Raw genomic sequence first — 21,660 nt, 5'->3', positions numbered from 1 at the left:
ACTCGCCCGACGGCGGCCGCTACTCCCCCGCACTCAGGTCGATCGGGGTCCAGGACGGGGTGGCCTGAGCCGCCGGCGTCACGGTGATCGAACCAGGTTTGCATCCGCGTGCGTCGAGCGCCGCGGTCACACCGTCGATCACCCGATCCGGGTCGAACTCGAACTCCGACTCGCGCACCCGTACGAATTCCCAACCGCACCGACGCAACTCGCGTTCGCGTTCCAGATCCGAGCGTGCCTGACGCCCGGTGCCGGCGAAGGTGTCGGCATCGCATTCGACGGCCATCCGCGCGTCGGCACCCAGCACCACCAGGTCGATGACCCGGTTGTTGACCGTGACCTTCGGGGTCACGTGGTAGCCCAGTGCCGCAAGGCGGTTGAACACCCGCTGTTCGAGGAGGTTGTCGAACGGCTCGACGCGCCGGTCGTCGGGCACGTCGGTGGGCATGAGCGGCACCGAGAGACCCTCGTGCGCGGTCATGTACGACAACAGCGAGTAGCGGAGATCGTTGGGGCGCAGGTCTTCCGGCGCAATCGAGTGGAAGAGCCACAGCTGATCCATTGCCCGCGTCGCCGCGACGTTGATGCGGCGCTGGGACTCGGCGCGGGTCAGCGCGGAGATCGCGGCGGGATCGGACACCACCATCGACAGGAACACGACGTGGCGTTCGTCGCCCTGGAAGTCCGGGGGTGTGCCGACCCGGATCCGGCGCTCACGCCAGGTCGCGTCGTCGATCGCGGCGCGCAGCGCGGTCTCGAGCGCCTCGGACTGTTTGGTTCCGGCGAGCGCGATGACCCCGAAATCCTTTCCGTCGTATGCGGAATCGGTGAGGCACCGGTTCACGGCGTCGACGATCGCGGCCACCTCGGCCTCGTTGACCAGCGACGCGCCGCTGCCGGTGGCCTTGCCCTCGACGGCGACGGTCCGTAGCGGTTCGAGCCGGTCGGCGCCGAACTGGCGCACCGGGATCAGCGGCGAGTTGCCGTAGAACTGCCGCGACGAGAACTCGATGATCTCCGGCATCGACCGGAAGTGCTCGCGCAGCGCGACGACGTTGCCGAGGCGGCTGCGCAGCAACGAGAACAGACTCGACCGCGGGGTGAGCCCGTCGCGCAGGTACTCGGGGAGATCCGGTAGCGCGGCGTCGAGTTCGGCGAACGCATCGTCGAGGGTGGTTCCGGCGAGGCCGACCGGCGCGCACTGCTTGTCGTCGCCGACGACGATGACGCGCGGCGCGAGCCACAGCAGGAACGAGCTGGTGATGTCGGCCTGGGATGCCTCGTCGACGATGACCACGTCGAAGGAGTTCCGCTTGGGCGGAAGTGTCTCGGCGACCTGGTTGATCGACATGATCCACGCGGGGATCGCGTTCTGCGCCACCGCCATCGCCTCACGGGCGGCTCGGCGGAACCGGTTGGCGTGCTTGCCCGATCCCTTGCCCAGGTTGATCATGTGGTCGCGGTAGGACTGCAGCGCCTGGATCTCGCCGGTCGTGGTGCGCTCCAGCAGGTCCCGCCACGCGCGGGCGGACGCCAGCCGGGTCGTCAGCTGCGCGATGTCGACCTCGAGTGCGTCGAGCTCGACCTGAATCCGCTTCTCGGACTCGGGATCACTGCGCTCGGCGACCCAGGTGTGGGCGTATCGCCACGCCCAGGCGGCGGACATCTCGCGGGCGCGGTCGGCCCACACCGGGTCGGTCGGGCTCTCCCGCATGAACCTCACGAGTTCGGGTGCGCGGGCGCGCAATCGGAGCTCGAGCAGGTCGAGCGCGGTCTGCGCCTTCGCCTGCGCACGCGCCTCATTGAACGCGCGCCGCGCCTCCCGGATCGCGTCGGCGTCGGCCGACGCGAGGGCGGCGATGAGCGCATCACCCTCCGGCGACGGCCCTTTCTCGAGTTCGGCGGCCAGGCCGTGGGCGCACTCGGCGAGTTCCTTCTCGGCCAGGACCGCGTCGTTCGTCGCGGCGATCGCGTGGGCCGCATTCGCCACCTCCGCGATCTCGGCGACGCTGCGCGGCCGGGGTCCGCCCGGGCTGATGGCGTCGAGCTCGTGGACGAGTCGGTCGCGGCCGTTGACGAGTCGCGAGATCCACGCCAGTTGCGCGTCGAGCTGCACCAGGTGGTCGACCTGCGCCGACCTCGACCCGGAGGCGTCGATCGGAACGTGCAGGTCGGCGAGGATGCGATGGACCCGCTGCACGGCCTCGACGACCGTCAGGTGATCGGCGACCCGACGCAGCGACTGCTCGTCCGCGGGCTCGCGACCGTCCACGGTCGCGCGCGCCCCGGATTGCTCCACCGCCCGTTGTTCGGGCGACCTGCGGAACCGTCCGCGCCACTGCCCGCCCGCGGCGAGAAAGTCGGCGGCGGCGTCGAAGAGCGACGCGTCGCCGGGGCGTTCGCCCTCGACGACGACCTTGTGGGCGCCCAGGTCCCGGTCGCGGCGGGCGGCCTCGGCGATCACCGGGGACAGCGTCGTGACCCGCGACCACAGGTGGGTGGCCTGCCCGGCCAGCAGCCGGTCGGCCATGTCGACCATCGGCGCCGGGAACGAACTCACCTCGGCGGCGGCCGCGGCTAGTTGCTCACACACCTCCTTGACGGACATCAGCCGCGCGCTGTCGACTCCGTCGAGCACCGACAGCAGCGATCCCGCGGCGTCTCCTGCGGTGTCGGTGCCGTGCGGTCGGGCGGCGATGCGCGCGCAGATCGCGTCCATCTGCGTCGGCTCGGGCAGGTATTCGGCGAGATCCGGGAATCGCTGGCCGAGGCGGTGGGTGTCGCCACCGGTGGCGGCGAGCAGTTCGACGAGCCGAGTGAACTCCGCCGAGTCGAGCGGCGGCACGGCGCCGGTGAGTCCGGCGGGCATCCAGTCGAATCGATCGGCGTCGCGGTGGACCTGACGCACGATCTCTGCGGGGGTGCCGCGGTAGTCACCCGCGACCCATTCGTGCACCTCTGTCTCGGCGGCGCGCAGCTCCCAGAGCTCCCTCAGGGTCCGGTCGCGAGTCGTCACGGCGTGTTCGAGGCGCGCCTGTAGATCGTCGATCTCGGCGTCGGCGACCGACAGCGAGAACGACGCCTTGCGGGCGGCGAGGTTCTCGACGACCGAGACGATGGCCTCGGAACGGTCGCGGGTGATGTCGGCGATGGAGACGGTGAGTTCGCGCAGCCCGGGCGGGAGCATGTCGCGCAGCACGTGGAGGGCGTGGGCCTTCTCGCTGACGACCAGGACGCGCTGCCCCTTCGCCAACAGCGCCGACATGACGTTGGCGATGGTGTGGGTCTTGCCGGTGCCGGGCGGGCCCTCGACGACGACGCCGATGTCGTGGCCGAGCCGCACCAGCACGTCACGTTGCTCGACGTTCGACGGCAGCGGGAACAGGGCTTCGGAGACGAGTTCCGCGGGCTCGAAGACGCCGGGTTCGGAGAGCGCGGCGAGTCGCTCGGCGGGTTCGATGGGGCGGACGAGCTGTGCGGGTCCGACCGGGACGGGAGTCTCTTCGTCGCGGAGGTCCTCGAGGATCGCGTCGTAGAACGCAAGCGAATTCTCGACGCTGCGGCGCCGCAGCACGACGGCCGGGCGCATGTCGAGCGCGAGGGTCACCTTGTCCGCGTCGACGTCGATCGCGTCGAGCCAGTCGCCGATGAGGTCGGCGACGTTCTTGGAGACCACCGACGGCTGTTCGGCGATCGCCGTGCGCGTCTTGACCGCGCCGGCGAGGTCGAGGCCGTCGATGGAGGCGAGCAGATGGGTGTCGTGCAGGACCGGTACCGCCCCGGAGGCGAGCGTCAGGCGGATGGTGCGGTCGTCGTCGCGATCGGCGATCAGCGTCTGGGTGAGGAGGTGCTCGTGGACGACCGGCTCGCCGTGCGCCGCGTCGGTCCCCGGGTCGCCCTGCCCGGTGCCGCCCTGTCCCTCGTCGTCGTGCACGGTCACCAGCGCGTTGGCCAGGACCAGCTCGAACGTCTCGGGGTTCTCGGTCAGTTCGTCGACCAGTCGGGAGAGGTCGTCGTGTGCCGCGGAATCCGGCGTGACCTCGATGACCACCTGCCCGGGTGCCGCGGAAGGCCGCACCGCGGTGGGCGTGGAGGAGCCGACCCACACGTGCCCGGCGTGATCGTCGATGTCGCGTACGTCGCCGGAACGCGATCGGACGACGTCCCGGAGGAACGACATCAACCGGGTGACCTGGTCTCGCAGTGGCTCGCGAGTGTCATCCTGCATCCGGTGGGTTCCTCTCGTCACGGGCGCACCCAACGCTACCAAGGCGCTGGTCAGCGGAGCGGTGCGGACGCGACGTGTGCCTGCTCACCGCGGATGCGGCCCCGGCGGCGCTTCCGCTCGAACCCCCCGGTTACCGGGAACCGTCGGTCGTGGTTCCCCGGGCCCGTGAACGGAGCGCGCGGTACCCGCCGTCGACGTAGTGGACGTTGGTGTAACCGAGCCGGGCGATCTGCTCGGCGATGCGCGGCGCCTCCGAACGGACCGACACCACCGCGATCTCGGTGTCGCGGCGGATCTCCCGCTTGCTCTTGGCACCGGGATCCTTGATGACCGGGAAGCGGCCGGACGGCGTCGGCTTCAGGCGGGCCGGTACCTCGGTGGGATCGACCACGTAGGCTCCGGGCAGACTGCCCTGATGGCGCACGACCTGAGGACGCGCATCCACCACGACCGCCTTACCCGCGCGGCTGTGATCCAACGCTTCTTCTGCTGAAATCGCACTCACCACTGCCACTGGTGACTCACCAATCCTGTGTTCATCCGTATCTCGATCGTCCACCCGCGCCCGGCCCCGACGGGTTGCACCGACGGGTACCCGGACTTCCGGGAATGGACACCTGAAGACCCCCGCGCTCAAGGTTACGGAATGATCTCGGATTGACAAGGACCGCAGGTCAGGCGGCACGGATCACGCGAGTCGACTCAGGAGTGCCGGCCGCGGCCGGCAACGCGCTGAGGCCGCTTGCCCCAGTTGTCGCGACGTCCGTCGCGGCCACCATGCGCGGCGCGCTTGGCGCCCCCGCGCTGCCGCGGTGCACCGAGGTCCTTGCGGATGTCGATCGGGTTCTTGCCGATCTTGGTGTGCCGCAGCAACGAGAGCGTCTCGTTGTCGAGATCGTCGGGCAGCTCCACGAGGCTGAAGTCGTCGCGGATGCTGATGTTGCCGAAATCGCCTCGGGTCAGGCCACCCTCGTTGGCGATGGCGCCGACGATGGCACCCGGCGACACCTTGTGCTTGCGACCGACCGCGATGCGGTACGTGGCGAAGCTCGCACCGGGACGCCGCGGAGCGCGCTCGCGACGGGCAGGACGCTCCGACTCCGGCGGGTCCGGGGCCATCAGGAAGCCGCCGTCGCGGGTCTCGAGTGCCAGCGCCGCGGCGATGTCGGCCATCGCGACGTCGTGCTCGCGGGCATAGTTCTCCACCAGCCCGCGGAACAGGTCGAGGTGCTCCGACGACAGGTTCTGCGTGATCGACTCGGCGAACTTCGCGACGCGCTGGGCGTTGACGTCGTCCACGCTGGGCAGGTCGATCTCGGTGAGCTCCTGTCGTGTGGCGCGCTCGATGGCGCGCAGCAGGTGCCGCTCACGGGGCGAGACGAACAGGAGCGCGTTGCCCGAGCGGCCCGCGCGGCCCGTCCGGCCGATGCGGTGCACATACGACTCGGTGTCGTGCGGGATGTCGTAGTTGACGACGTGTGAGATGCGGTCGACGTCGAGCCCGCGTGCGGCCACGTCGGTGGCGACGAGGATGTCGATCGAACCGTTCTTGAGCTGGTTGATCGTGCGCTCGCGCTGCGCCTGGGCGAGGTCGCCGTTGATCGCCACCGCCGACAGGCCGCGGGCACGCAGCTTCTCGGCGAGCTCCTCGGTGGCCTGTTTGGTGCGGACGAAGACGATCATCGCGTCGAATTCCTCGACCTCGAGGAATCGCGTCAGGGCGTCGAGCTTGCGGTGGTGGGACACCTGCAGGTAGCGCTGCGTGATGTTCTGCGCGGTCGCCGTCTTGGACTTGACGGTGATCTCTTCCGGCGAGTTCAGGTAGCGCTGGGCCAGGCGACGGATCGCGCTGGGCATGGTCGCGGAGAACAGCGCGACCTGCTTGGTGTCAGGGGTCTCGGCGAGGATGCGCTCGACGTCCTCGGCGAAGCCCATGGTGAGCATCTCGTCGGCCTCGTCGAGCACGAGGAACTCGAGGTTCGAGATGTCGAGGGTCTTGCGGTCGAGGTGGTCGATGACGCGGCCGGGGGTGCCCACGATCACCTGGGCGCCGCGGCGCAGGCCGGCGAGCTGCACGCCATAGGACTGGCCGCCGTAGATCGGGAGGACCTTGACCTCGGGCATGTGCGCCGAGTAACGGCCGAACGCCTCGGAGACCTGCAACGCGAGTTCGCGGGTGGGCGCGAGGATCAGCGCCTGCGGTGTCCTCGCGGAGGTGTCGAGGCGCGACAGGATCGGGATCGCGAAGGCCGCGGTCTTGCCGGTGCCGGTCTGGGCCAGGCCGACGACGTCGCGGCCGTCCATCAGCGGCGGGATGGTGGCGGCCTGGATCGGCGACGGCGTCTCATATCCGACGTCGGTGATCGCCGCCCGGACCCGGGGGTCGATACCCAGGTCGTCGAAGGTGCTCTCGGTGGTGGGGGCCGGCGAATCCGCCGCCGGATTTGGTGTCACGGAATTGCCTGTCACTGCGGGGTTTGCCGGCGCACTGCGCTCGTCTTGATCGGAGGTGCTCATGCGCTGCGGGTCTCATTCATCGCCTTCAACTGTAAACGCCCAGGCCGCGAAAGTGGGCATCGTGCCACATCCTCGTCACATCGACGTACTGAACAGCGGTTACGGCACTTCGGGTGGCACGTGTGATGCATCACACGAATACTGGTACTGTCAGTGCCACTCAAACCGCCGGTGGTGCGGGTCACACACACCACCGGCGTCTGAAATGCCCATTTCGTTGCCCGACACAGGAGTGCCATGCAGCAGCAGTACGCCACCCCGTCCGATCTCACGATCGACGACAAGGCGAACCTCGTCGACTCGATCCTGAAGTACAGGGCCGAGCGACCCACGATGCCCCTCTTCCGCAAGCGCTCCCACAATCAGTGGATCAACGTCACCGCGAAGCAGTTCGCCGACGAGGTCGATGCGGTGGCCAAGGGCCTCGTCGCCTCGGGCGTGCAGCCCGGCGACCGTGTCGCGATCCTGTCGTCCACCCGCTACGAGTGGACCGTCCTGGACTATGCGATCTGGCGTGCCGGTGCGTGCACCGTGGCGATCTACGAGACCTCGGCACCCGACCAGGTCCAGTGGATCCTCGAGGACTCCGCGGCGGTCATGCTCGTCGTCGAGAACCAGGGCCACTACACCAAGCACATCCGCGTGATCGACGAGACGCCCACGCTCAAGGAGACCCTCGTCATCGACGAGCACGCGCTGCCGACGCTGGCCAAGCGCGGTGCCAAGATCGCCGACGACGAACTGGACCGCCGCCGCGCCAACGCGCTGTCCTCCGACGCCGCGACCCTGATCTACACCTCGGGCACCACCGGCCGCCCGAAGGGCGTGCTGCTCACCCACGCCAACTTCATCGCCGAATGCGCGGCCACCCGCGACGCCGTGGGCGCCGGCCTGCAGGAGGGCAAGCAGACCCTGCTGTTCCTGCCGCTCGCCCACGTGTTCGCGCGCATCATCGCGGTCGCGGCCGTCGAGAACAAGGTCATCCTCGGCCACACCAACGACATCGCGAACCTCGTCGATCTCTTCGCCACCTTCAAGCCGCACTACGTGCTGTCGGTGCCGCGCGTGTTCGAGAAGGTCTACAACTCGGCCAAGCAGAAGGCCTACGACGGCGGCAAGGGCTCGATCTTCGAGAAGGCCACCGACACCGCGATCGAGTACAGCAAGGCGATGGAGGCCGGCAAGATCGGTCTCGGCCTGAAGCTGCGGCACGCGCTGTTCGACAAGCTGGTCTACGGAAAGCTGCGGGCGGCGCTCGGCGGGCAGTGCGAGGGCGCGATCTCCGGCGGCGCCCCGCTCGGCGCACGCCTCGGCCACTTCTTCCGCGGCGTCGGCATCCCGGTGTACGAGGGCTACGGCCTGACCGAGACCACCGCGGCGATCACCGCCAACAACGAGAAGCACCAGAAGGTCGGCTCGGTCGGCCGCCCGGTGCCCGGCGTGACGATCGCGATCGCCGACGACGGCGAGATCCTCGTCAAGGGTCCGATGGTGTTCAACGGCTACTGGCAGAACGAGCAGGCCACCGCCGACGCGATCCGCGACGGTTGGTTCCACACCGGCGACATCGGCACTCTCGACGACGGCTACCTCTTCATCACCGGACGCAAGAAGGAACTGATCGTCACCGCTGGCGGCAAGAACGTCGCCCCGGCGCAGCTCGAGGACTCGATCCGCGCACATCCGCTGGTCAGCCAGTGCCTCGTGGTCGGCGACAACAAGCCGTTCATCGGTGCCCTCATCACCCTCGACGCGGAGGCCGTCCCGGGCTGGCTGGAACGGCACCACCTGCCCGCCGACACCCCGATCTCGGAGCTGGTGAACAACCCCGAGTTGTACAAGGAGATCAAGGCCGCGGTCGACGAGGCCAACGCCAAGGTGTCCAACGCCGAGGCGATCAAGAAGTTCACGATCCTCGACAGCGACTTCACCATCGAGTCGGGCGAGCTGACGCCGACGCTGAAGCTCAAGCGCAACGTCATCCATGACGCCTACAAGGAGGCGATCGCAGACCTCTACTCATAGGCCTGCACTCGCCCGCGGCATGTGCCGCGATCTGCGTCACGACTCACCGCGGCCCGGGATGACTCCGGGCCGCGGTGAGTTCTAGTGTGCAGATCAATGTCTGCGAATCGTGTGTCCGGAAATCGTGATCTCGCCATCGACGCCACCCGTGGCGTGGCGATCTGGAGCATGGTCACCGCCCACTTCGCGACCGGTTCGCCGCTGGCGACACCCACGCACTCATTCAACTACGTCGACGGCATGTCGGCGTTCGTCATGCTCTCCGGCATCGTCCTGGGACTGGTTTATCAGCGCTGGGTCAACCGGTACGGCCTGCGGTTCGCCTACCGTCGACTGATCAAGCGCATCGCCGTCCTCTATTGCTGCCAGCTCGTTATCGCGCTGGCCGCGGTCGCCGCGGCGATGGCCGGACACCGCTGGCTGACGCTGCTGTTGCCGATCGACGGTTGGCTCGACGGGATCTGGCTGTCGGTGACGATGCAGTACCTGCCGAGCGGCGGCAACATCCTGCTGCTCTACATGGTGCTGATGGCGACCGCGTTCGCCCTGTTCCCGATGCTGCAGCGCGGCTGGTGGGCGCCGATCCTCGGGGCCTCGCTCGCGCTGTACGTGCTGTCGCTGTTCTGGTCGCCGGACTGGTTCTACCTGAGGGCCTATCAGGCCTCGCCGCATATCCAGAACGTCGCCGGCTGGCAGATCATGTTCATCCCGTCGGTGGTGATCGGCTGGAACTGGACCCGCTGGGGTGTGCCGGAGTTCGTCGACCGGTGGCTGCTCGCGATCGTCGCGCTCGCGGTGGCGGTCGCGCTGTTCTACCACTACGGCATCGACACCGGCCCGTGGATGCGCTTCGAGCCGGACGTCGCCGACAAGCTCGACTTCCGGCCGGCCCGCGCGATCGGCGCCTACCTCGCGATCCCCGCCCTCTACGGGGTGTTCCGCCTGTTACTGCGCTGGTGGCACCACGACTGGCTGCGCCCGCTGGTGATGACCGGCACCAGGAGCCTGGACTCATACGTGATCCAGGCGATCGCGCTGATGGTCGTGCCCATCCACATCGCTCATCGTCCGTGGGACGAGACCACGATGCAGGCGGTCGCGCTGCTGGTGTTCGGCACCTGCTGGGCGTGGGCCGAGTTCCGTTACTCGATGCACATCGACAAACTGCACCGGGTGCCCGGGCGGGTGGTCCGGCACGTCCTGGCCGATCGCGCGGCGAACGAGGCCGACGGCGCCCCGGCCGACTCGCCATCGAGACCCGGCGACCGACCCGAGGCCACGCCACCGACCGACCGGCAGCCCCAACCGACAGGAGTCCGCGCATGAGCGACGAGAGCAGACCCGACATCCACGGCGGGATGATGACGCGCAGCGTGCATGCGGGCAACGACTCGTCGGGGCCGTCGGTCCGCACGCCGATCACGATGGCGAATTCCTATCACCTGCCGGCGGAGCCGGAGCAGATGAGCTGGTCGGGCACGGATCAGCTGTTCTACACCCGCAACACCGGCGCCAACCAGGTCGCGCTGCAGGACAAGCTGGCCGCGCTCGAGGAGGCCGAGGCCGCGGTGGCCCTGGCCTCCGGCGTCGCGGCCCTGCACGCGGTGTTCTTCACCTTCCTGTCGACCGGCGATCACATCGTCGTCTCGGACACGACCTACGAGGCGACCTGGAAGCTGTGGGCCGAGTTGCTGCCGCGCAAGTACGGGATCGAGGCGACCTTCGTCGACGTCAACGACCACGACGCGGTGCGTGCGGCGTTCCGGCCGAACACCAAGCTGTTCGCGGTCGAGACGATCGCCAACCCGACGACCAAGGTCGCCGACATCCCGGCGATGGCCGGGATCGCGCACGATGCCGGCGCGCTGTTGCTCGTCGACTCGACGTTCACGCCTCCCCCGCTGTACCGACCGCTCGCCGACGGCGCGGACCTGGTCGTGCACTCCCTGACGAAGTACATCAACGGACACGGCGACGCGATGGGCGGTGCCGTGCTCGGCCGGGCGGAGCTGATCGACCGGATCAAGGCCGAGGCCATGGTCGACGTCGGCGGCGTGATCTCGCCGTTCAACGCCTGGCTGATCTCGCGCGGCGCGATCACGCTGCCGCTGCGGTTCGCCCAGCACCAGCAGACCGCCGAGCGCGTCGCGACGTTCCTCGACGCCGATCCGCGGGTCGCCTACGTCCGCTACCCGGGCCTGCGATCCCACCCCGAACACGAGCTGGCCGCAAGACAGTTCGGCGGTCGCGGATTCGGGGCGATGATGGCGTTCGCCGTGCGCGGCGACTCGGCGACCCAGAACCGGTTCGTCGGGAACCTGAGGGTGATCACGTCGGCGGTATCGCTCGGACACGACGAGACGCTCATCGTGCACGTCGGCCCCGACGGGCCGCGCGTGGCCGCCTATCCCGAACCGTTCCGCCGGTGGGGCCACCTGCGTTTCTCCATCGGCCTCGAGGACGCCGACGACCTGATCGCCGACCTCGCCCGCGCGCTGGACGCCACGTTCCCGGACGGGGTCTGAGCGCGGGTGTGGCGAACCCGCCCGCCGGGTATCCCTGGCCGTGCATCTCACGGACGGAAGGCGGCGACGATGGCCGGCAACTCACTCACCGGCGCGGTCGACCGCGCCACCGACAGTCCATGGTTCGAGCGGGTGGCCCGCGCGGGTCACGCGGTCAGCGGGCTGGTTCACCTCCTGATCGCGTACATCATCGTGCGGCTCGCGTTCGGCGACGGCGGCTCCGCCGATCAGTCGGGCGCGTTGGGGATGTTCGCCGACAGCCCGGGCGGTCGGATCGCACTCTGGGTGGCGGCCGTGGCGTTCGCCGGGCTCGCACTCTGGCGGTTCGCCGAATCGATCGTCGGACCGCATCCCACCGAGCCCGGCCGCGGTGGCCGCGAGGACTGGATCGATCGCGGCAAGGCGTTGTCGGTGGGCCTCGTGTTCGTCGGATTCTCCTGGACCGCAGCGCGATTCGCGATGGGTGACGGCACCTCGAGCGGAGCGCAGAACACCGGACTCACCGCCCGGCTGATGGAATCGGCAGCGGGCAAGCTCGTGGTCGTGGTGGCCGGACTCGTGATCATCGGGGTGGGCGGCCACCACGTGTACAAGGGCGCGCGCCGCACGTTTCTCGACGACCTGACCGTCTCCGGCGACCGGGGCGCGACGGTCGCGGGGGTGGTCGGCTATTGCGGCAAGGGTGCCGTGTTGATCGGAACCGGCGTCCTCGTACTCGTCGCGGTCGCCACCGCCGACCCGTCGAAGGCGAGCGGGATCGACGCCACGGTGAAGTCCCTCGCGGGACTGCCCGCGGGTCAGATACTGATGCTGACGGCCGCGGCGGGGATCGCCGCCTACGGCGTCTACTGCTACTGGCTCACCAGGTACGCACGGATGTGACGCGTACGTGACCCCCGTGGCGAGGCCGACCGCGGTCTCACCTGGCCTCGTAGAGGATTCCGCGACCGATGGCCTCGCGTACGACGGGGAGGGCCGCGGTGGCCAGGGCATCCGCGTCCACACCGTGGAAGTCCGCGAGCAGCTCGATCAGCGCCCCGAGCGGGACCTGGCCCCGACACCCGGCCAGCAGGGCACGCGACACCTCGTCGACGCCGAGGACCGCCGCGGGACCTCCGGGTCGTCGTACGGCCGCGCCGACGAGCTGCCAGCCCTCCTCGCCGGGCAGCGAGTGTTCCTCGAGCATCACCGGCGCGACCGACAGCCGCTTGCCGAGCAGTTCGTCGTCGGTCGTCTCGCGCAGATATCGGCGACGTGCCAGGAACGCCTGCGCCTCCGGACCGGTGACCTCTTCCCCCGCACCGGTGATCTCCTCGATCACGACGTCGGGCTCGCGGTCCTCGCCCTCCTGCGGCGCGCGCACGGTCACCGAGCCCATGCCGATCGCGGCGATCCGATTGTCGGCGAACCACTTCAGCCACTCGGCGCCGCGCCGGGCGGCGGCCTTCTCGTCCTCGCCCGCGTCGGACAGCCACAGTGACACATAGCTGATGGGGTCGGCGGCCTCGCGCTGGACGACCCAGGCGTCGAGTCCGGTGCCGTCGAGCCAGGCCCGCGGCCGTTCCCGCCAGTCGGCGCCCTCGGGGATGATCCAGTTCGCCAGGATCTGTGCCGTGCCGCCCGGGTTGAGATGGGCCGGGAGTTCACGGATCATCTGCTCACACAACGCGTCCCCGACGACACCGGAGTCGCGGTAGATGTAGTCCTGGCTTCCGGTGCCGACCACGAACGGCGGATTGGACACGATCAGGTCGAAGCGCTCCCCGGCCACCGGCTCGAACATGCTGCCCGCGCGCAGATCCCACGTCATGCCGTTGAGACGCGCGGTGGCGCGCGCCAGCGCGAGCGCGCGCTCGTTGGTGTCGGTCGCCACGATCTCGTCACAGTGCGAGTTCAGGTGCAACGCCTGGATTCCGCATCCGGTCCCGATGTCGAGCGCGCGCCGCACCGGTTCGCGGATGACGGCGCGCGCCAGCGACAGCGACGCCGCGCCGATGCCGAGCACATGGTCGCGGGCGAGCGGCCCCGGTCGCATCGCGGCGTCCTGGTCGGCGACGACGAGGTGGTCGTGGGTGTCGTCGGCGTGCGGCCGGATGTCGAGGCGGGCGCGGATCAGTCCGTCCGCCGGCCTCTCCAGCACGCCCTGCGCGATGAGGGCGTCGACGCCGGCGGTCGGAAACGCCTGGGCGACAGCCTCTTCCTCCTCGTCGGAACCGAGCAGGAACAGCCGGATGATCGTGGCCAGCGCGACGCCGTCGCCGGTGACCTCCTCGGTCGCGGTGAGAGCGGGCCACCACACGCCGCGCAGCAGCGCGTCGTGGACGGCGTCACCGAGGAACCCGGTGACGCCATCGGTGGTGTAGCCGGCGGCACGGAGGTCGACCCCCAGTGCGTCGACCACGGAATCGTCGTTCAGCGGATGCGCGGTCACGCCGATGAGGCTACTCAGACGCGCCGGGCACGTCGCCCACCCGGGCCACACCCGTGGCGCGGGGATGCGCCGCACGCACTATCGTTGGCGGCGTCTGTTTTACCGTCGGCGCCTCGACGATGGCCGCCGCGGGTCAACGACCGGGCGCGTGTCGGCGTCCGGGTTCCGGGTCGTCGGATGGTGGGTGAATGGGTTCAGGTCGGAGCGTGTCGTCGCCTCGTTCGTCGCGTCGGGGCACCCGCCGGAGCCGGCGCGCCGCCGCCACCAGGGCGGTCACCGTCGCGACCCTCGTCATGACCCTGCCCGCCTTCGTGACGTCGAACGGATCGGCCGCGTCGACCACCCCGATCGCCGCGCTGTTCCCGCCACGGTTCGTCCCCACGCCGGTCCACGAGCTGGTCCCGAAGGTCGATCCGTCCACGGAGACCTACCCGGAGCGCATCGAGCGGGTCGAGCAGTACGAGCGCCCGGTCTTACCGACACCGCGGGGGATCCCCGAGGGCGAGACGCGGTGCGCCGGTGGCGATCAGGTCACGCTGTCAGTCGTCTACGACTCGCTGTTCGACGCCGTCCTCGACGTCCTCCCGCCCGCCCTGCACGACCAGGCGCTGGCGGCGAGGGCGGCGGCGCATCGCGACATGCAGCGCCTGCACATCTCGTCGCTGCTGGTCACCGAGAACCCGCGGGCGCTCGGCGCCGACCGCGACGACCCGTCGACTCGGTACCGCACGCCGCTGTCGCAGATGATCGTGTCGTCGTTGCTGAAGATCCGCGACGGCCGAGACACCGAGGCGATCCCGGTCGCGAACCTCTCCGTCGTCCAGGCGGTGGAGACAATCTGGCTGTACCTGTTCATGACGGTCCTCGTGCCGGCCCGGTTCCTCACCGGGAACGCACCCGATCTGGGCGGCAGCCCGCTGACCGGCACCGACCTCGAAATGTTCTCCGGCTACGTCACCTACAACTGGCTGCTGTCGACGTTCCTCACCGCGACGTCGATGGGTCTGCAGACCCTGTACAAGCGCACCTCGGACGTCCTTCTCGAGCTGTGCGTGGCCCGGGTGAGCGAGGAGCAGCGCGCGCTCGCCGGCGCACCCAGCGAGACCGTCCACTTCGACATCCCGATCGCACCGATCGTGCGGGAGATCGCCGGGCATCTCGCACTCGCAGACACCGAGACCTGCACACCGATCGGGCGTCGGTCCATCGGACACCTGGTGCGCTACGTGTCGGAGCAGGCGCAGCTGAGGGATCCGGCCAACGCGGTTGCGATCCGGACGGAGACGGACCGGATCCTGACCGCGATGCGGGCGGTGCGGATTCATCACAACCTCATCCCGCTCGATCCCGCCGACCGGATGTCCATGGGCGAGACCGCCACATCGCTGCTCGGCACGATCATCCCGATCTTCGGCGGCACTCCCCTCGACATCATGCTGGGGATCTCGCACAACCTCTCGCACGGCGCGGACCCCTGGGAGACGGTGTCCCTGGACGAGCTGGAGGTCAGCAAACCGATCACCGCGGCCCACTACGCCTATCTCCTGGTGATCCACTTCGCGCGGCTGTTGGGCAACCGGATCGAGCCCGCGTTCCTCGGTGGTGACAGCCCGCTGCGGCCGACGAAGCTGCTGGTCTCCACGCTCCGACTGCCGCTGACCTACGGGCTCGTGACGTTCCACCACGTGATCCGATCGATGTGCCTGCGGGCCGACGACACGTCCGGCACCGGCCTCGGTGCCGAGGCCCATCGCCGTTCGCCGGCCCCATCCGACACTCCGGGGCACGACGCACCGGGACCCGACGCACCGGGACCCGACGCACCGACGTCACACGCAGCGGACTCCGACGCGACGGAATCCGACGGGCAGGCGTCGGCGGCACGGGTGACGAATCCACCGGCGGAGAACCGCCCGGAGAACACCACGACACCGTCGAGAGAATCGGTGGGACCGTCGGCGGGAATCGCTGTGCCATCGACGAGCGCGGCGAAATCGGCGTCACCCTCGATCCCGCCGCGGCGATCCCGGTGAATCCCACTCCCCCGTGGCCGATTCACCCGAGCGACGTCGGATGTCGCACGCTCACCGCAGGTCTGGGACCTCCGCAACATCACTTCGGCGATGTGCGGTCGACAACGATTCGATTCCATTCGAAATGTCAATCTGGAAATTCAGTATCATATGCGCTAAGACCGGGTGAACCACTTCACAGTGGTGCCATCCGGAATACACGTATCGGAATGTATGTATCGGAGTTCCCTGATCGGAAGGACGGCAACGCCATGAGCTCAACGGAGAGCGGCGATCGAGGCACGGCGGCTGTCGAGAACGAGGCCGTCACCGACGCCCCTGAACTCGACACCCCGGTCACCGAGACCTCGGAGACCGACGTTCCCGACGAAGCGGCCGCCGACACCGAGGACACCGCGGACCACACCGTGACGGCCGATGCCGAGGAGTCCCTCGACGCCGACGCGGAGGCGGTCGTCGCAGAGAAGTCCGCAGAAGCCGACGCCGAGAACCTCGACGACGCCGAGGACGAAGACGAGACGGTCGAGATCACCGCCGAGGAGGCCGCCGCGGTGAGCGAGGCCGGCTCCACCGACATCCAGGCCACCCAGGCCACCGACACCGGCGCCACCGACACCGAGACGGACACCGAGGAACCCACGGATGCAGCCGAACTCGAAGGCGTGCACGTCTCGTCGCGGGTGCGCGTCACGCTCGAGGACGGCACGGTCCGCGAGGGCGAGATCATCGACGACTTCGCCGACCTGGTCCCCGGCGACGAGCCGGTGGAGGCCCGCATCGACCACGAACACGTCGCGCGCCTGCGCCGCTGGGCGATCTCGACCGACGACCACGACATCGTGTTCGCCGACGACGACGCCGTCGAGCTGATCTCGGCCTAGACACCGCGACAACGAGGGAGGGAGCGCGCACCGTGCGCACTCCCTCCCTCGTCTTTGCCTCTCTCGTCATAGCGTGGTGCGCGAGGGGGGACTTGAACCCCCACGTCCGAAGACACTGGAACCTAAATCCAGCGCGTCTGCCAATTCCGCCACTCGCGCCCGATACGTCCGGCCCGGGCGGGGCCACGACGTATGTAACGGCGACCACCCTACCGGCCGCATCCTGATCATCGCAGGCCAGGTACCGTGAAGGGCATGTCCCCGTCCCGTCGTCGCACACATCGGCCTGCGCTCGTGGTGCTGACCGTGGTCGCCGCGGCGGTGTGCCTCGCGCTCGCCTGGTGGCAGTGGTCTCGTTACGAGTCCGCATCGGGCACCGCCCAGAATCTGGGCTACGCACTCCAGTGGCCCGCGTTCGCCGCGGCCGTCATCTACGCCTACCGGCGCTTCGTCGTCCTGGAGAGCGATCCCGACGAAGTACGTAGGGTCGCCGAGAAGTCAGGGACGGCCGAGATCCCCGAGGGCATCCTCCCGGAGCGCCCGACGACGCCGAGCGCCGCGTCGCTCACCGACATGGACCCGCGGGCGGACGCCGCACTCATCGAGTACAACCGCTACCTCGCCGAACTGCGGGCAGCGGATGCCCCCGACTCGCCCACCACCGAAGCACCCTCATCGAAAGGCACGACGCAGTGACCGAGACCGCATCCACATCTCCCGCCCCCACCGCCCCGGCGGAGAAGGTTCGGGGGGCCCTGCTGCGGTATCGGGTCCTCGCGTGGATCACCGGTATCTGGCTGCTGTTGCTGGTCGCCGAGATCGTGCTGAAGGTCATGTCCGGGGAGATCTTCGGCCTCGACACCGGCATCTACGCCATCGCCGAGGACAACCCGGCTCTGAGCGCGATGAAGATCGTCCCGGTCGTTCACGGCTGGGTGTACTTCGTCTATCTGATCATGACGGTCGACCTGGCCATCAAGGTCCGCTGGAGCCCGGTCAAGACGATCATCACCGCCATCGCCGGCACCATCCCGTTCCTGTCCTTCTGGTTCGAGCACATCCGGGCGAAGGAAGTGAAGGAGCAGTTCGGGCTCTGAGCCCACCGACCACGACAATCGCCCGCGACATCGACCCGGATGTCGCGGGCGATCGTTTCGGTGTGGATCGCGGGTTCAGGAAACGGCGAGCTCCCGCAATGCGGGCACCAGCTTCGCCAGCGCCTTTCCGCGATGGCTCAGCGAGTCCTTCTCCTCCGGGCCGAGCTCGGCCGACGTCCGGCCGGCCGCGAGCTCGTCATCGGGGGCGAACAGCGGGTCGTAGCCGAAACCGTTGCTGCCGCGCTCCTCGCGCAGAATGCGTCCGCGCCACTCGCCGCGGACCACGGTCTCGGTGCCGTCGGGCAGCACCAGTGCGCACGCGGACACGAACGCGGCGCCGCGCCGTTCGTCCGGGGTGTCCGACAGCTGTCCCAGCAGGAGCGCGTTGTTGGCCGGGTCGTCGCCGTGACGACCGCACCAGCGCGCCGACAACACCCCGGGCATTCCGTTCAACGCGTCCACGCTGATCCCGGAATCGTCCGCGAGACACGGCAGTCCGGTGGCACGCGCTCCCGACCGCGCCTTGATGAGCGCGTTCTCCTCGAAGGTGGCACCGGTCTCGGGTTCCTCCGGATACTCCGGGACCTCATCGAGGCCGAGGATCTCCAGGCCGGTGATTCCGGCGGCGTCGACGACGCGCTGCAGTTCGGCGAGCTTCTTGCGGTTGCGGCTCGCGAGCAGGACCTTCGCCATCAGGCCTGTCCCGGCAGTTCACCCGGATACGGCTCGCCCAGGACCGCGCGCTGTGCCTCGAACAGCTTCTCGGTGCCGGCGGCGGCGAGGTCGAGCAGCGCGTCGAGCGTCGACCGGGCGAAGGTCGCGCCCTCACCGGTGCCCTGGACCTCGACGAGGGTGCCGGCGTCGGTGGCGACGACGTTCATGTCGACCTCGGCCCGCGAATCCTCCTCGTACGGAAGGTCGAGACGCACACGGCCGTCCACGACGCCGACGCTGACCGCGGCGATCGCACACGAAAGCGGTTGCGGGTCCGATAGTTTGCCCGCCGCGCGCAGGTAGGTGACCGCGTCGTGGAGGGCGACGTAGGCGCCGGTGATCGCGGCGGTGCGGGTACCGCCGTCGGCCTGCAGCACGTCGCAGTCCAGCGCGATGGTGTTCTCCCCCAGCGCCGAGAGGTCGATGCAGGCGCGCAGCGAGCGGCCGATCAGGCGGCTGATCTCGTGGGTGCGTCCACCGATCTTGCCCTTCACCGACTCACGCGAGGAGCGTTCATGGGTGGCGGCCGGCAGCATCGCGTACTCCGCGGTGAGCCAACCGAGACCCGAGCCGCGACGCCACGGCGGGACCCCCTCGGTGACGCTCGCTGTGCACATGACCCGGGTCTCACCGAACTCCACCAGCACCGATCCCGCGGGATGGCTGGTGAAGCCGCGGGTGAACTTGATGGGACGCAGTTCGTCGTCGGCTCGGCCGTCAGCTCGTGTGGTCACGGGTCCAACTCTATCCACCGGCGTTCCTTCCGCGGCACGGACGGGCAGCGGCGCGCTCCGGCGGGCCGGGTTCGGGCTAGAGGAGCTCGATGACCTGGCCCTGGCGCACGAGGTCGACCGGGCCGGAGAAGGTGCTGCGCGCCTCGGCGAGGATCTCCGCGGAATCGGTCCACGGGGCGACATGTGTGATGGCCAGCGCGCGCACGTTGGCCTTGGTCGCGGCCTCGCCCGCCTCGATCCCCGACATGTGCAGGTCCGGCGGTCGTTCCGATGGCGCGTGGGTCCACGACGCCTCGCACAGAAACAGGTCCGCGTCGGCGGCGAGGTCGATGAGCTCGTCGCAGGGGGCGGTGTCGCCGCTGTAGGCGATGACCTGCCCCTGGGGGCCGGTGATCCGCAGTCCGAAGGTGGCCGGCGGGTGATTGACCCCGACCGCCTTGATGCGCATGCCGCCGAGCGTGATCTCGAGGCCGTCGCGCCACTCGTGGACGTCGAAGGTGTCGGTGATGTCGTCGATCTGCCCCGGATACTCCGACGAGCCATACCCGATCCGCGTCGCGGTGCCCGGCGGCCCGTACAGCGGGGCCCGCCCCTCGGCCGGCGTCGGCGCGTAGCGCCGCCAGACCAGCATCGCTGGCAGATCGAGACAATGATCCGCATGGAGGTGACTGAGCACGACCGCTACGCCGTTGGGATCGGTCACGCGCTGGAGCTCCCCGAACACCCCCGGCCCGCAGTCCATCAGCACCGGCTGTTCACCGGGAACCTCGAGCAGATACCCGGAGCACGCAGCCCCCGGCCCGCCCACACTGCCCGAACATCCGAGGACCGTGAGACGCATACGCCCTACTGTGCCATGACACGCCGCCCGGGAGACGGGTTACCGGGTCACAACTGGGCGGCGATGGTCATGCGCTGCGCCGGAGAAGGTGTCGATTCGCTCACAGATGCTGCACGGCGCCGACAGACGGTCCGAGGAAGCGCCGCGACAGCTTCGCGAACATCTCCGGATCGCCCGTCGCCTGGAAGACCCGGGTGGCCTCGCGGCCGGAGTCCGGGTGCAGCATGTCGTTCTCGGTGAGCACCCGGAAGAGGTCCTTGGCGGTCTCCTCGGCGCTCGACACGAGGGTCACCTCGTCGCCGAGCGCGAGCTGCAGCACCCCCGACAGCAGCGGGTAGTGGGTGCAGCCGAGCACCACGGTGTCCACCCCGGCGCGCTGCAGCGGTTCGAGGTATCCCTGCGCGAGGCCGAGGATCTGCCGTCCGCTGGTGATGCCGCGCTCGACGAAGTCGACGAACCGTGGGCACGGCACCGCGGTGATGACGGTGTCGCGGGCCGCGGCGAACGAATCCTGATAGGCGCGTGAGGCGATGGTCGCCTCGGTGCCCAGCACGCCGATGCGGCCGTTCTTGGTGGCGACGACGGCCCGGCGCACCGCCGGGAGCACGACCTCGACGACCGGGATCGGCGCGTAGCGTTCCCGCGCGTCGCGCAGGCAGGCGGCCGACGCGGTGTTGCACGCGATGACGATCGCCTTCACCCCGCGCTCGGCGAGGTCGTCGCCGATGGCGAGCGCATGTTTGCGGATCTCGGGGATCGTCAGCGGGCCGTACGGGCCGTTGGCGGTGTCGCCGATGTAGACGATGTCCTCGTCGGGCAGCAGGTCGATGACGGCGCGCGCGACGGTCAGGCCGCCGACGCCGGAGTCGAAGATGCCGATGGGAGCCTCGGGATCGAAGACCGCCGCGAGCGGATCGGAACTGTGTGCGGTTATGACGACACCCCCGGGGTCGCGGCGCGAAGCCGCTTCTTGCGGTCGCGCGAGGCCAGGAACCAGGCGGCGAGCACACCGGCGATCGCGCCGAACAGGTGCGCCTGCCACGAGACGAACGGATTGGACGGCAGCACGCCCCACAGCAGCGATCCGTAGAGCAGGAAGAGCACGACGCCGCCGAGGATCTGCCAGACGTCGCGGTTGAACAGGCCGCGCACGAGCAGGAACGTCAGCCAGCCGAAGATGACGCCCGACGCTCCGACGGTCACCGTGTAGGGCGCGGCGAACAGCCACACGCCGAGACCGGACACCAGCCACACGATGGCGGTGACGATGAGGAAGCGCTGGGTCATCAGCACGAGGAAGCACAGCACGGCGCCGGGCACGAGGTTGGCGAACAGGTGCTGCCAGTCCGCGTGCAGCATCGGCGCCCACAGGATGCCGTCGAGCCCGTCGACCTCGCGGGGTTCGATCCCGTTGGTGTCCAGGTCGTAACGGGTGGCCGCGTCGACGAGTTCGATGACGAACATCGCCCCGAAGATGCACACCGTCGCGATGAGCGAGCGCAACCACAGCGGCCGGCGGGCGCGGGGCGGCTGCTCCGGGCCGAGGGAGGGGGTGTACGACGTCATGGCTCTGGTGCTTTCGGGTGCGTTCGGGTACCGACTCGAGTGGTGGCGTTCACGGTGCGGTCCGGACA

General features: G+C 69.3%; 17 protein-coding genes and 1 tRNA gene. 8 read left to right on the top strand and 10 right to left on the bottom strand.

Annotated elements, in window-relative coordinates; all coding sequences use genetic code 11:
• Positions 1-19: 19 nt before the first annotated feature.
• From ABFT43_RS18955 to ABFT43_RS18945, 3 genes are all read right to left on the bottom strand, one after another.
• Complete coding sequence (locus tag ABFT43_RS18955; RefSeq protein WP_347961850.1) at positions 20-4,228, bottom strand: AAA domain-containing protein; 4,209 nt, start codon at positions 4,226-4,228, stop codon at positions 20-22.
• A gap of 130 nt (positions 4,229-4,358) precedes the next feature.
• Positions 4,359-4,742, bottom strand: coding sequence for a rhodanese-like domain-containing protein (locus ABFT43_RS18950; protein WP_347961849.1), 384 nt, complete (start codon positions 4,740-4,742; stop codon positions 4,359-4,361).
• Between the two features lie 188 nt (positions 4,743-4,930).
• Positions 4,931-6,745: a DEAD/DEAH box helicase gene (locus tag ABFT43_RS18945; protein WP_347961848.1), complete on the bottom strand. Its 1,815-nt coding sequence runs from the start codon at positions 6,743-6,745 to the stop codon at positions 4,931-4,933.
• 237 nt (positions 6,746-6,982) lie between these two features.
• Here ABFT43_RS18945 and ABFT43_RS18940 point away from each other — a divergent pair, with 237 nt between their 5' ends.
• From ABFT43_RS18940 to ABFT43_RS18925, 4 genes are all read left to right on the top strand, one after another.
• The gene (locus tag ABFT43_RS18940; protein WP_347961847.1) at positions 6,983-8,770 is read left to right on the top strand and encodes an AMP-dependent synthetase/ligase; all 1,788 of its coding nucleotides are present in this window, start codon (positions 6,983-6,985) and stop codon (positions 8,768-8,770) included.
• Positions 8,771-8,866: 96 nt separating this feature from the next.
• On the top strand, positions 8,867-10,096 hold the full coding sequence (gene opgC / locus ABFT43_RS18935; protein ID WP_347961846.1) for an OpgC domain-containing protein: 1,230 nt from the start codon (positions 8,867-8,869) through the stop codon (positions 10,094-10,096).
• Positions 10,093-11,295 carry a trans-sulfuration enzyme family protein gene (locus ABFT43_RS18930; RefSeq protein WP_347961845.1) on the top strand — a complete coding sequence of 401 codons (1,203 nt, stop codon included), beginning with the start codon at positions 10,093-10,095 and terminating at the stop codon, positions 11,293-11,295. The genes opgC and ABFT43_RS18930 overlap by 4 nt, the downstream gene beginning before the upstream one ends.
• A gap of 69 nt (positions 11,296-11,364) precedes the next feature.
• Positions 11,365-12,177 (top strand): DUF1206 domain-containing protein, encoded by an 813-nt coding sequence (locus ABFT43_RS18925; RefSeq protein ID WP_347961844.1) that lies wholly within the window; start codon positions 11,365-11,367, stop codon positions 12,175-12,177.
• 37 nt (positions 12,178-12,214) lie between these two features.
• Here ABFT43_RS18925 and ABFT43_RS18920 read toward each other — a convergent pair whose 3' ends face one another.
• On the bottom strand, positions 12,215-13,744 hold the full coding sequence (locus tag ABFT43_RS18920; protein ID WP_347961928.1) for a DUF7782 domain-containing protein: 1,530 nt from the start codon (positions 13,742-13,744) through the stop codon (positions 12,215-12,217).
• A gap of 188 nt (positions 13,745-13,932) precedes the next feature.
• Here ABFT43_RS18920 and ABFT43_RS18915 point away from each other — a divergent pair, with 188 nt between their 5' ends.
• Together ABFT43_RS18915 and ABFT43_RS18910 are read left to right on the top strand one after the other, a co-directional pair.
• A complete protein-coding gene (locus ABFT43_RS18915) occupies positions 13,933-15,759 on the top strand; it encodes a hypothetical protein (protein WP_347961843.1) in 1,827 nt (608 codons plus the stop codon).
• A 251-nt stretch (positions 15,760-16,010) separates the two neighbouring features.
• The gene (locus tag ABFT43_RS18910; protein ID WP_347961842.1) at positions 16,011-16,640 is read left to right on the top strand and encodes a hypothetical protein; all 630 of its coding nucleotides are present in this window, start codon (positions 16,011-16,013) and stop codon (positions 16,638-16,640) included.
• A gap of 74 nt (positions 16,641-16,714) precedes the next feature.
• Here ABFT43_RS18910 and ABFT43_RS18905 read toward each other — a convergent pair.
• A tRNA-Leu gene (locus ABFT43_RS18905) sits at positions 16,715-16,799 on the bottom strand.
• Between the two features lie 96 nt (positions 16,800-16,895).
• On the opposite strand from ABFT43_RS18905, the gene ABFT43_RS18900 reads away from it, so the two are divergent.
• Both ABFT43_RS18900 and ABFT43_RS18895 read left to right on the top strand, forming a co-directional pair.
• Complete coding sequence (locus tag ABFT43_RS18900; protein WP_347961841.1) at positions 16,896-17,336, top strand: transcriptional regulator; 441 nt, start codon at positions 16,896-16,898, stop codon at positions 17,334-17,336.
• Positions 17,333-17,737, top strand: coding sequence for a DUF3817 domain-containing protein (locus tag ABFT43_RS18895; RefSeq protein ID WP_347961840.1), 405 nt, complete (start codon positions 17,333-17,335; stop codon positions 17,735-17,737). The genes ABFT43_RS18900 and ABFT43_RS18895 overlap by 4 nt, the downstream gene beginning before the upstream one ends.
• A 75-nt stretch (positions 17,738-17,812) precedes the next feature.
• Here the strand turns inward: ABFT43_RS18895 and rdgB are convergent, their stop codons facing one another.
• The 5 genes from rdgB to ABFT43_RS18870 form a co-directional block, all read right to left on the bottom strand.
• Positions 17,813-18,430 (bottom strand): RdgB/HAM1 family non-canonical purine NTP pyrophosphatase, encoded by a 618-nt coding sequence (gene rdgB, locus ABFT43_RS18890; protein WP_347961839.1) that lies wholly within the window; start codon positions 18,428-18,430, stop codon positions 17,813-17,815.
• Entirely contained in the window at positions 18,430-19,185 is a 756-nt protein-coding gene (gene rph, locus ABFT43_RS18885) for a ribonuclease PH (RefSeq protein WP_347961838.1), read from the bottom strand. Before rph ends, rdgB begins: the two co-directional genes overlap by 1 nt.
• A gap of 76 nt (positions 19,186-19,261) precedes the next feature.
• Entirely contained in the window at positions 19,262-20,026 is a 765-nt protein-coding gene (locus ABFT43_RS18880) for a cyclic nucleotide-degrading phosphodiesterase (RefSeq protein WP_347961837.1), read from the bottom strand.
• Positions 20,027-20,126: 100 nt separating this feature from the next.
• Positions 20,127-20,960 (bottom strand): glutamate racemase, encoded by an 834-nt coding sequence (gene murI / locus ABFT43_RS18875; protein ID WP_279105314.1) that lies wholly within the window; start codon positions 20,958-20,960, stop codon positions 20,127-20,129.
• Positions 20,957-21,592 (bottom strand): rhomboid family intramembrane serine protease, encoded by a 636-nt coding sequence (locus ABFT43_RS18870; RefSeq protein WP_279105300.1) that lies wholly within the window; start codon positions 21,590-21,592, stop codon positions 20,957-20,959. The genes murI and ABFT43_RS18870 overlap by 4 nt, the downstream gene beginning before the upstream one ends.
• Between the last annotated feature and the right edge of the window lie 68 nt (positions 21,593-21,660).

Source organism: Gordonia aurantiaca (genome assembly GCF_039939235.1).
Taxonomy (GTDB): domain Bacteria; phylum Actinomycetota; class Actinomycetes; order Mycobacteriales; family Mycobacteriaceae; genus Gordonia.
The sequence above is the reverse complement of the archived record's forward strand: the minus strand, read 5'-3'. Positions and strand labels throughout refer to the sequence as shown.

What these genes read in the sequence shown, in the direction of transcription:
- ABFT43_RS18955 (WP_347961850.1), bottom strand. Translation starts at nt 4,228, where the DNA reads ATGCAGGATGACACTCGCGAGCCACTGCGAGACCAGGTCACCCGGTTG.
- ABFT43_RS18945 (WP_347961848.1), bottom strand. Translation starts at nt 6,745, where the DNA reads ATGAGCACCTCCGATCAAGACGAGCGCAGTGCGCCGGCAAACCCCGCA.
- ABFT43_RS18940 (WP_347961847.1), top strand. Translation starts at nt 6,983, where the DNA reads ATGCAGCAGCAGTACGCCACCCCGTCCGATCTCACGATCGACGACAAG.
- opgC (WP_347961846.1), top strand. Translation starts at nt 8,867, where the DNA reads ATGTCTGCGAATCGTGTGTCCGGAAATCGTGATCTCGCCATCGACGCC.
- ABFT43_RS18930 (WP_347961845.1), top strand. Translation starts at nt 10,093, where the DNA reads ATGAGCGACGAGAGCAGACCCGACATCCACGGCGGGATGATGACGCGC.
- ABFT43_RS18925 (WP_347961844.1), top strand. Translation starts at nt 11,365, where the DNA reads ATGGCCGGCAACTCACTCACCGGCGCGGTCGACCGCGCCACCGACAGT.
- ABFT43_RS18910 (WP_347961842.1), top strand. Translation starts at nt 16,011, where the DNA reads ATGAGCTCAACGGAGAGCGGCGATCGAGGCACGGCGGCTGTCGAGAAC.
- ABFT43_RS18900 (WP_347961841.1), top strand. Translation starts at nt 16,896, where the DNA reads ATGTCCCCGTCCCGTCGTCGCACACATCGGCCTGCGCTCGTGGTGCTG.
- rdgB (WP_347961839.1), bottom strand. Translation starts at nt 18,430, where the DNA reads ATGGCGAAGGTCCTGCTCGCGAGCCGCAACCGCAAGAAGCTCGCCGAA.
- ABFT43_RS18880 (WP_347961837.1), bottom strand. Translation starts at nt 20,026, where the DNA reads ATGCGTCTCACGGTCCTCGGATGTTCGGGCAGTGTGGGCGGGCCGGGG.
- ABFT43_RS18870 (WP_279105300.1), bottom strand. Translation starts at nt 21,592, where the DNA reads ATGACGTCGTACACCCCCTCCCTCGGCCCGGAGCAGCCGCCCCGCGCC.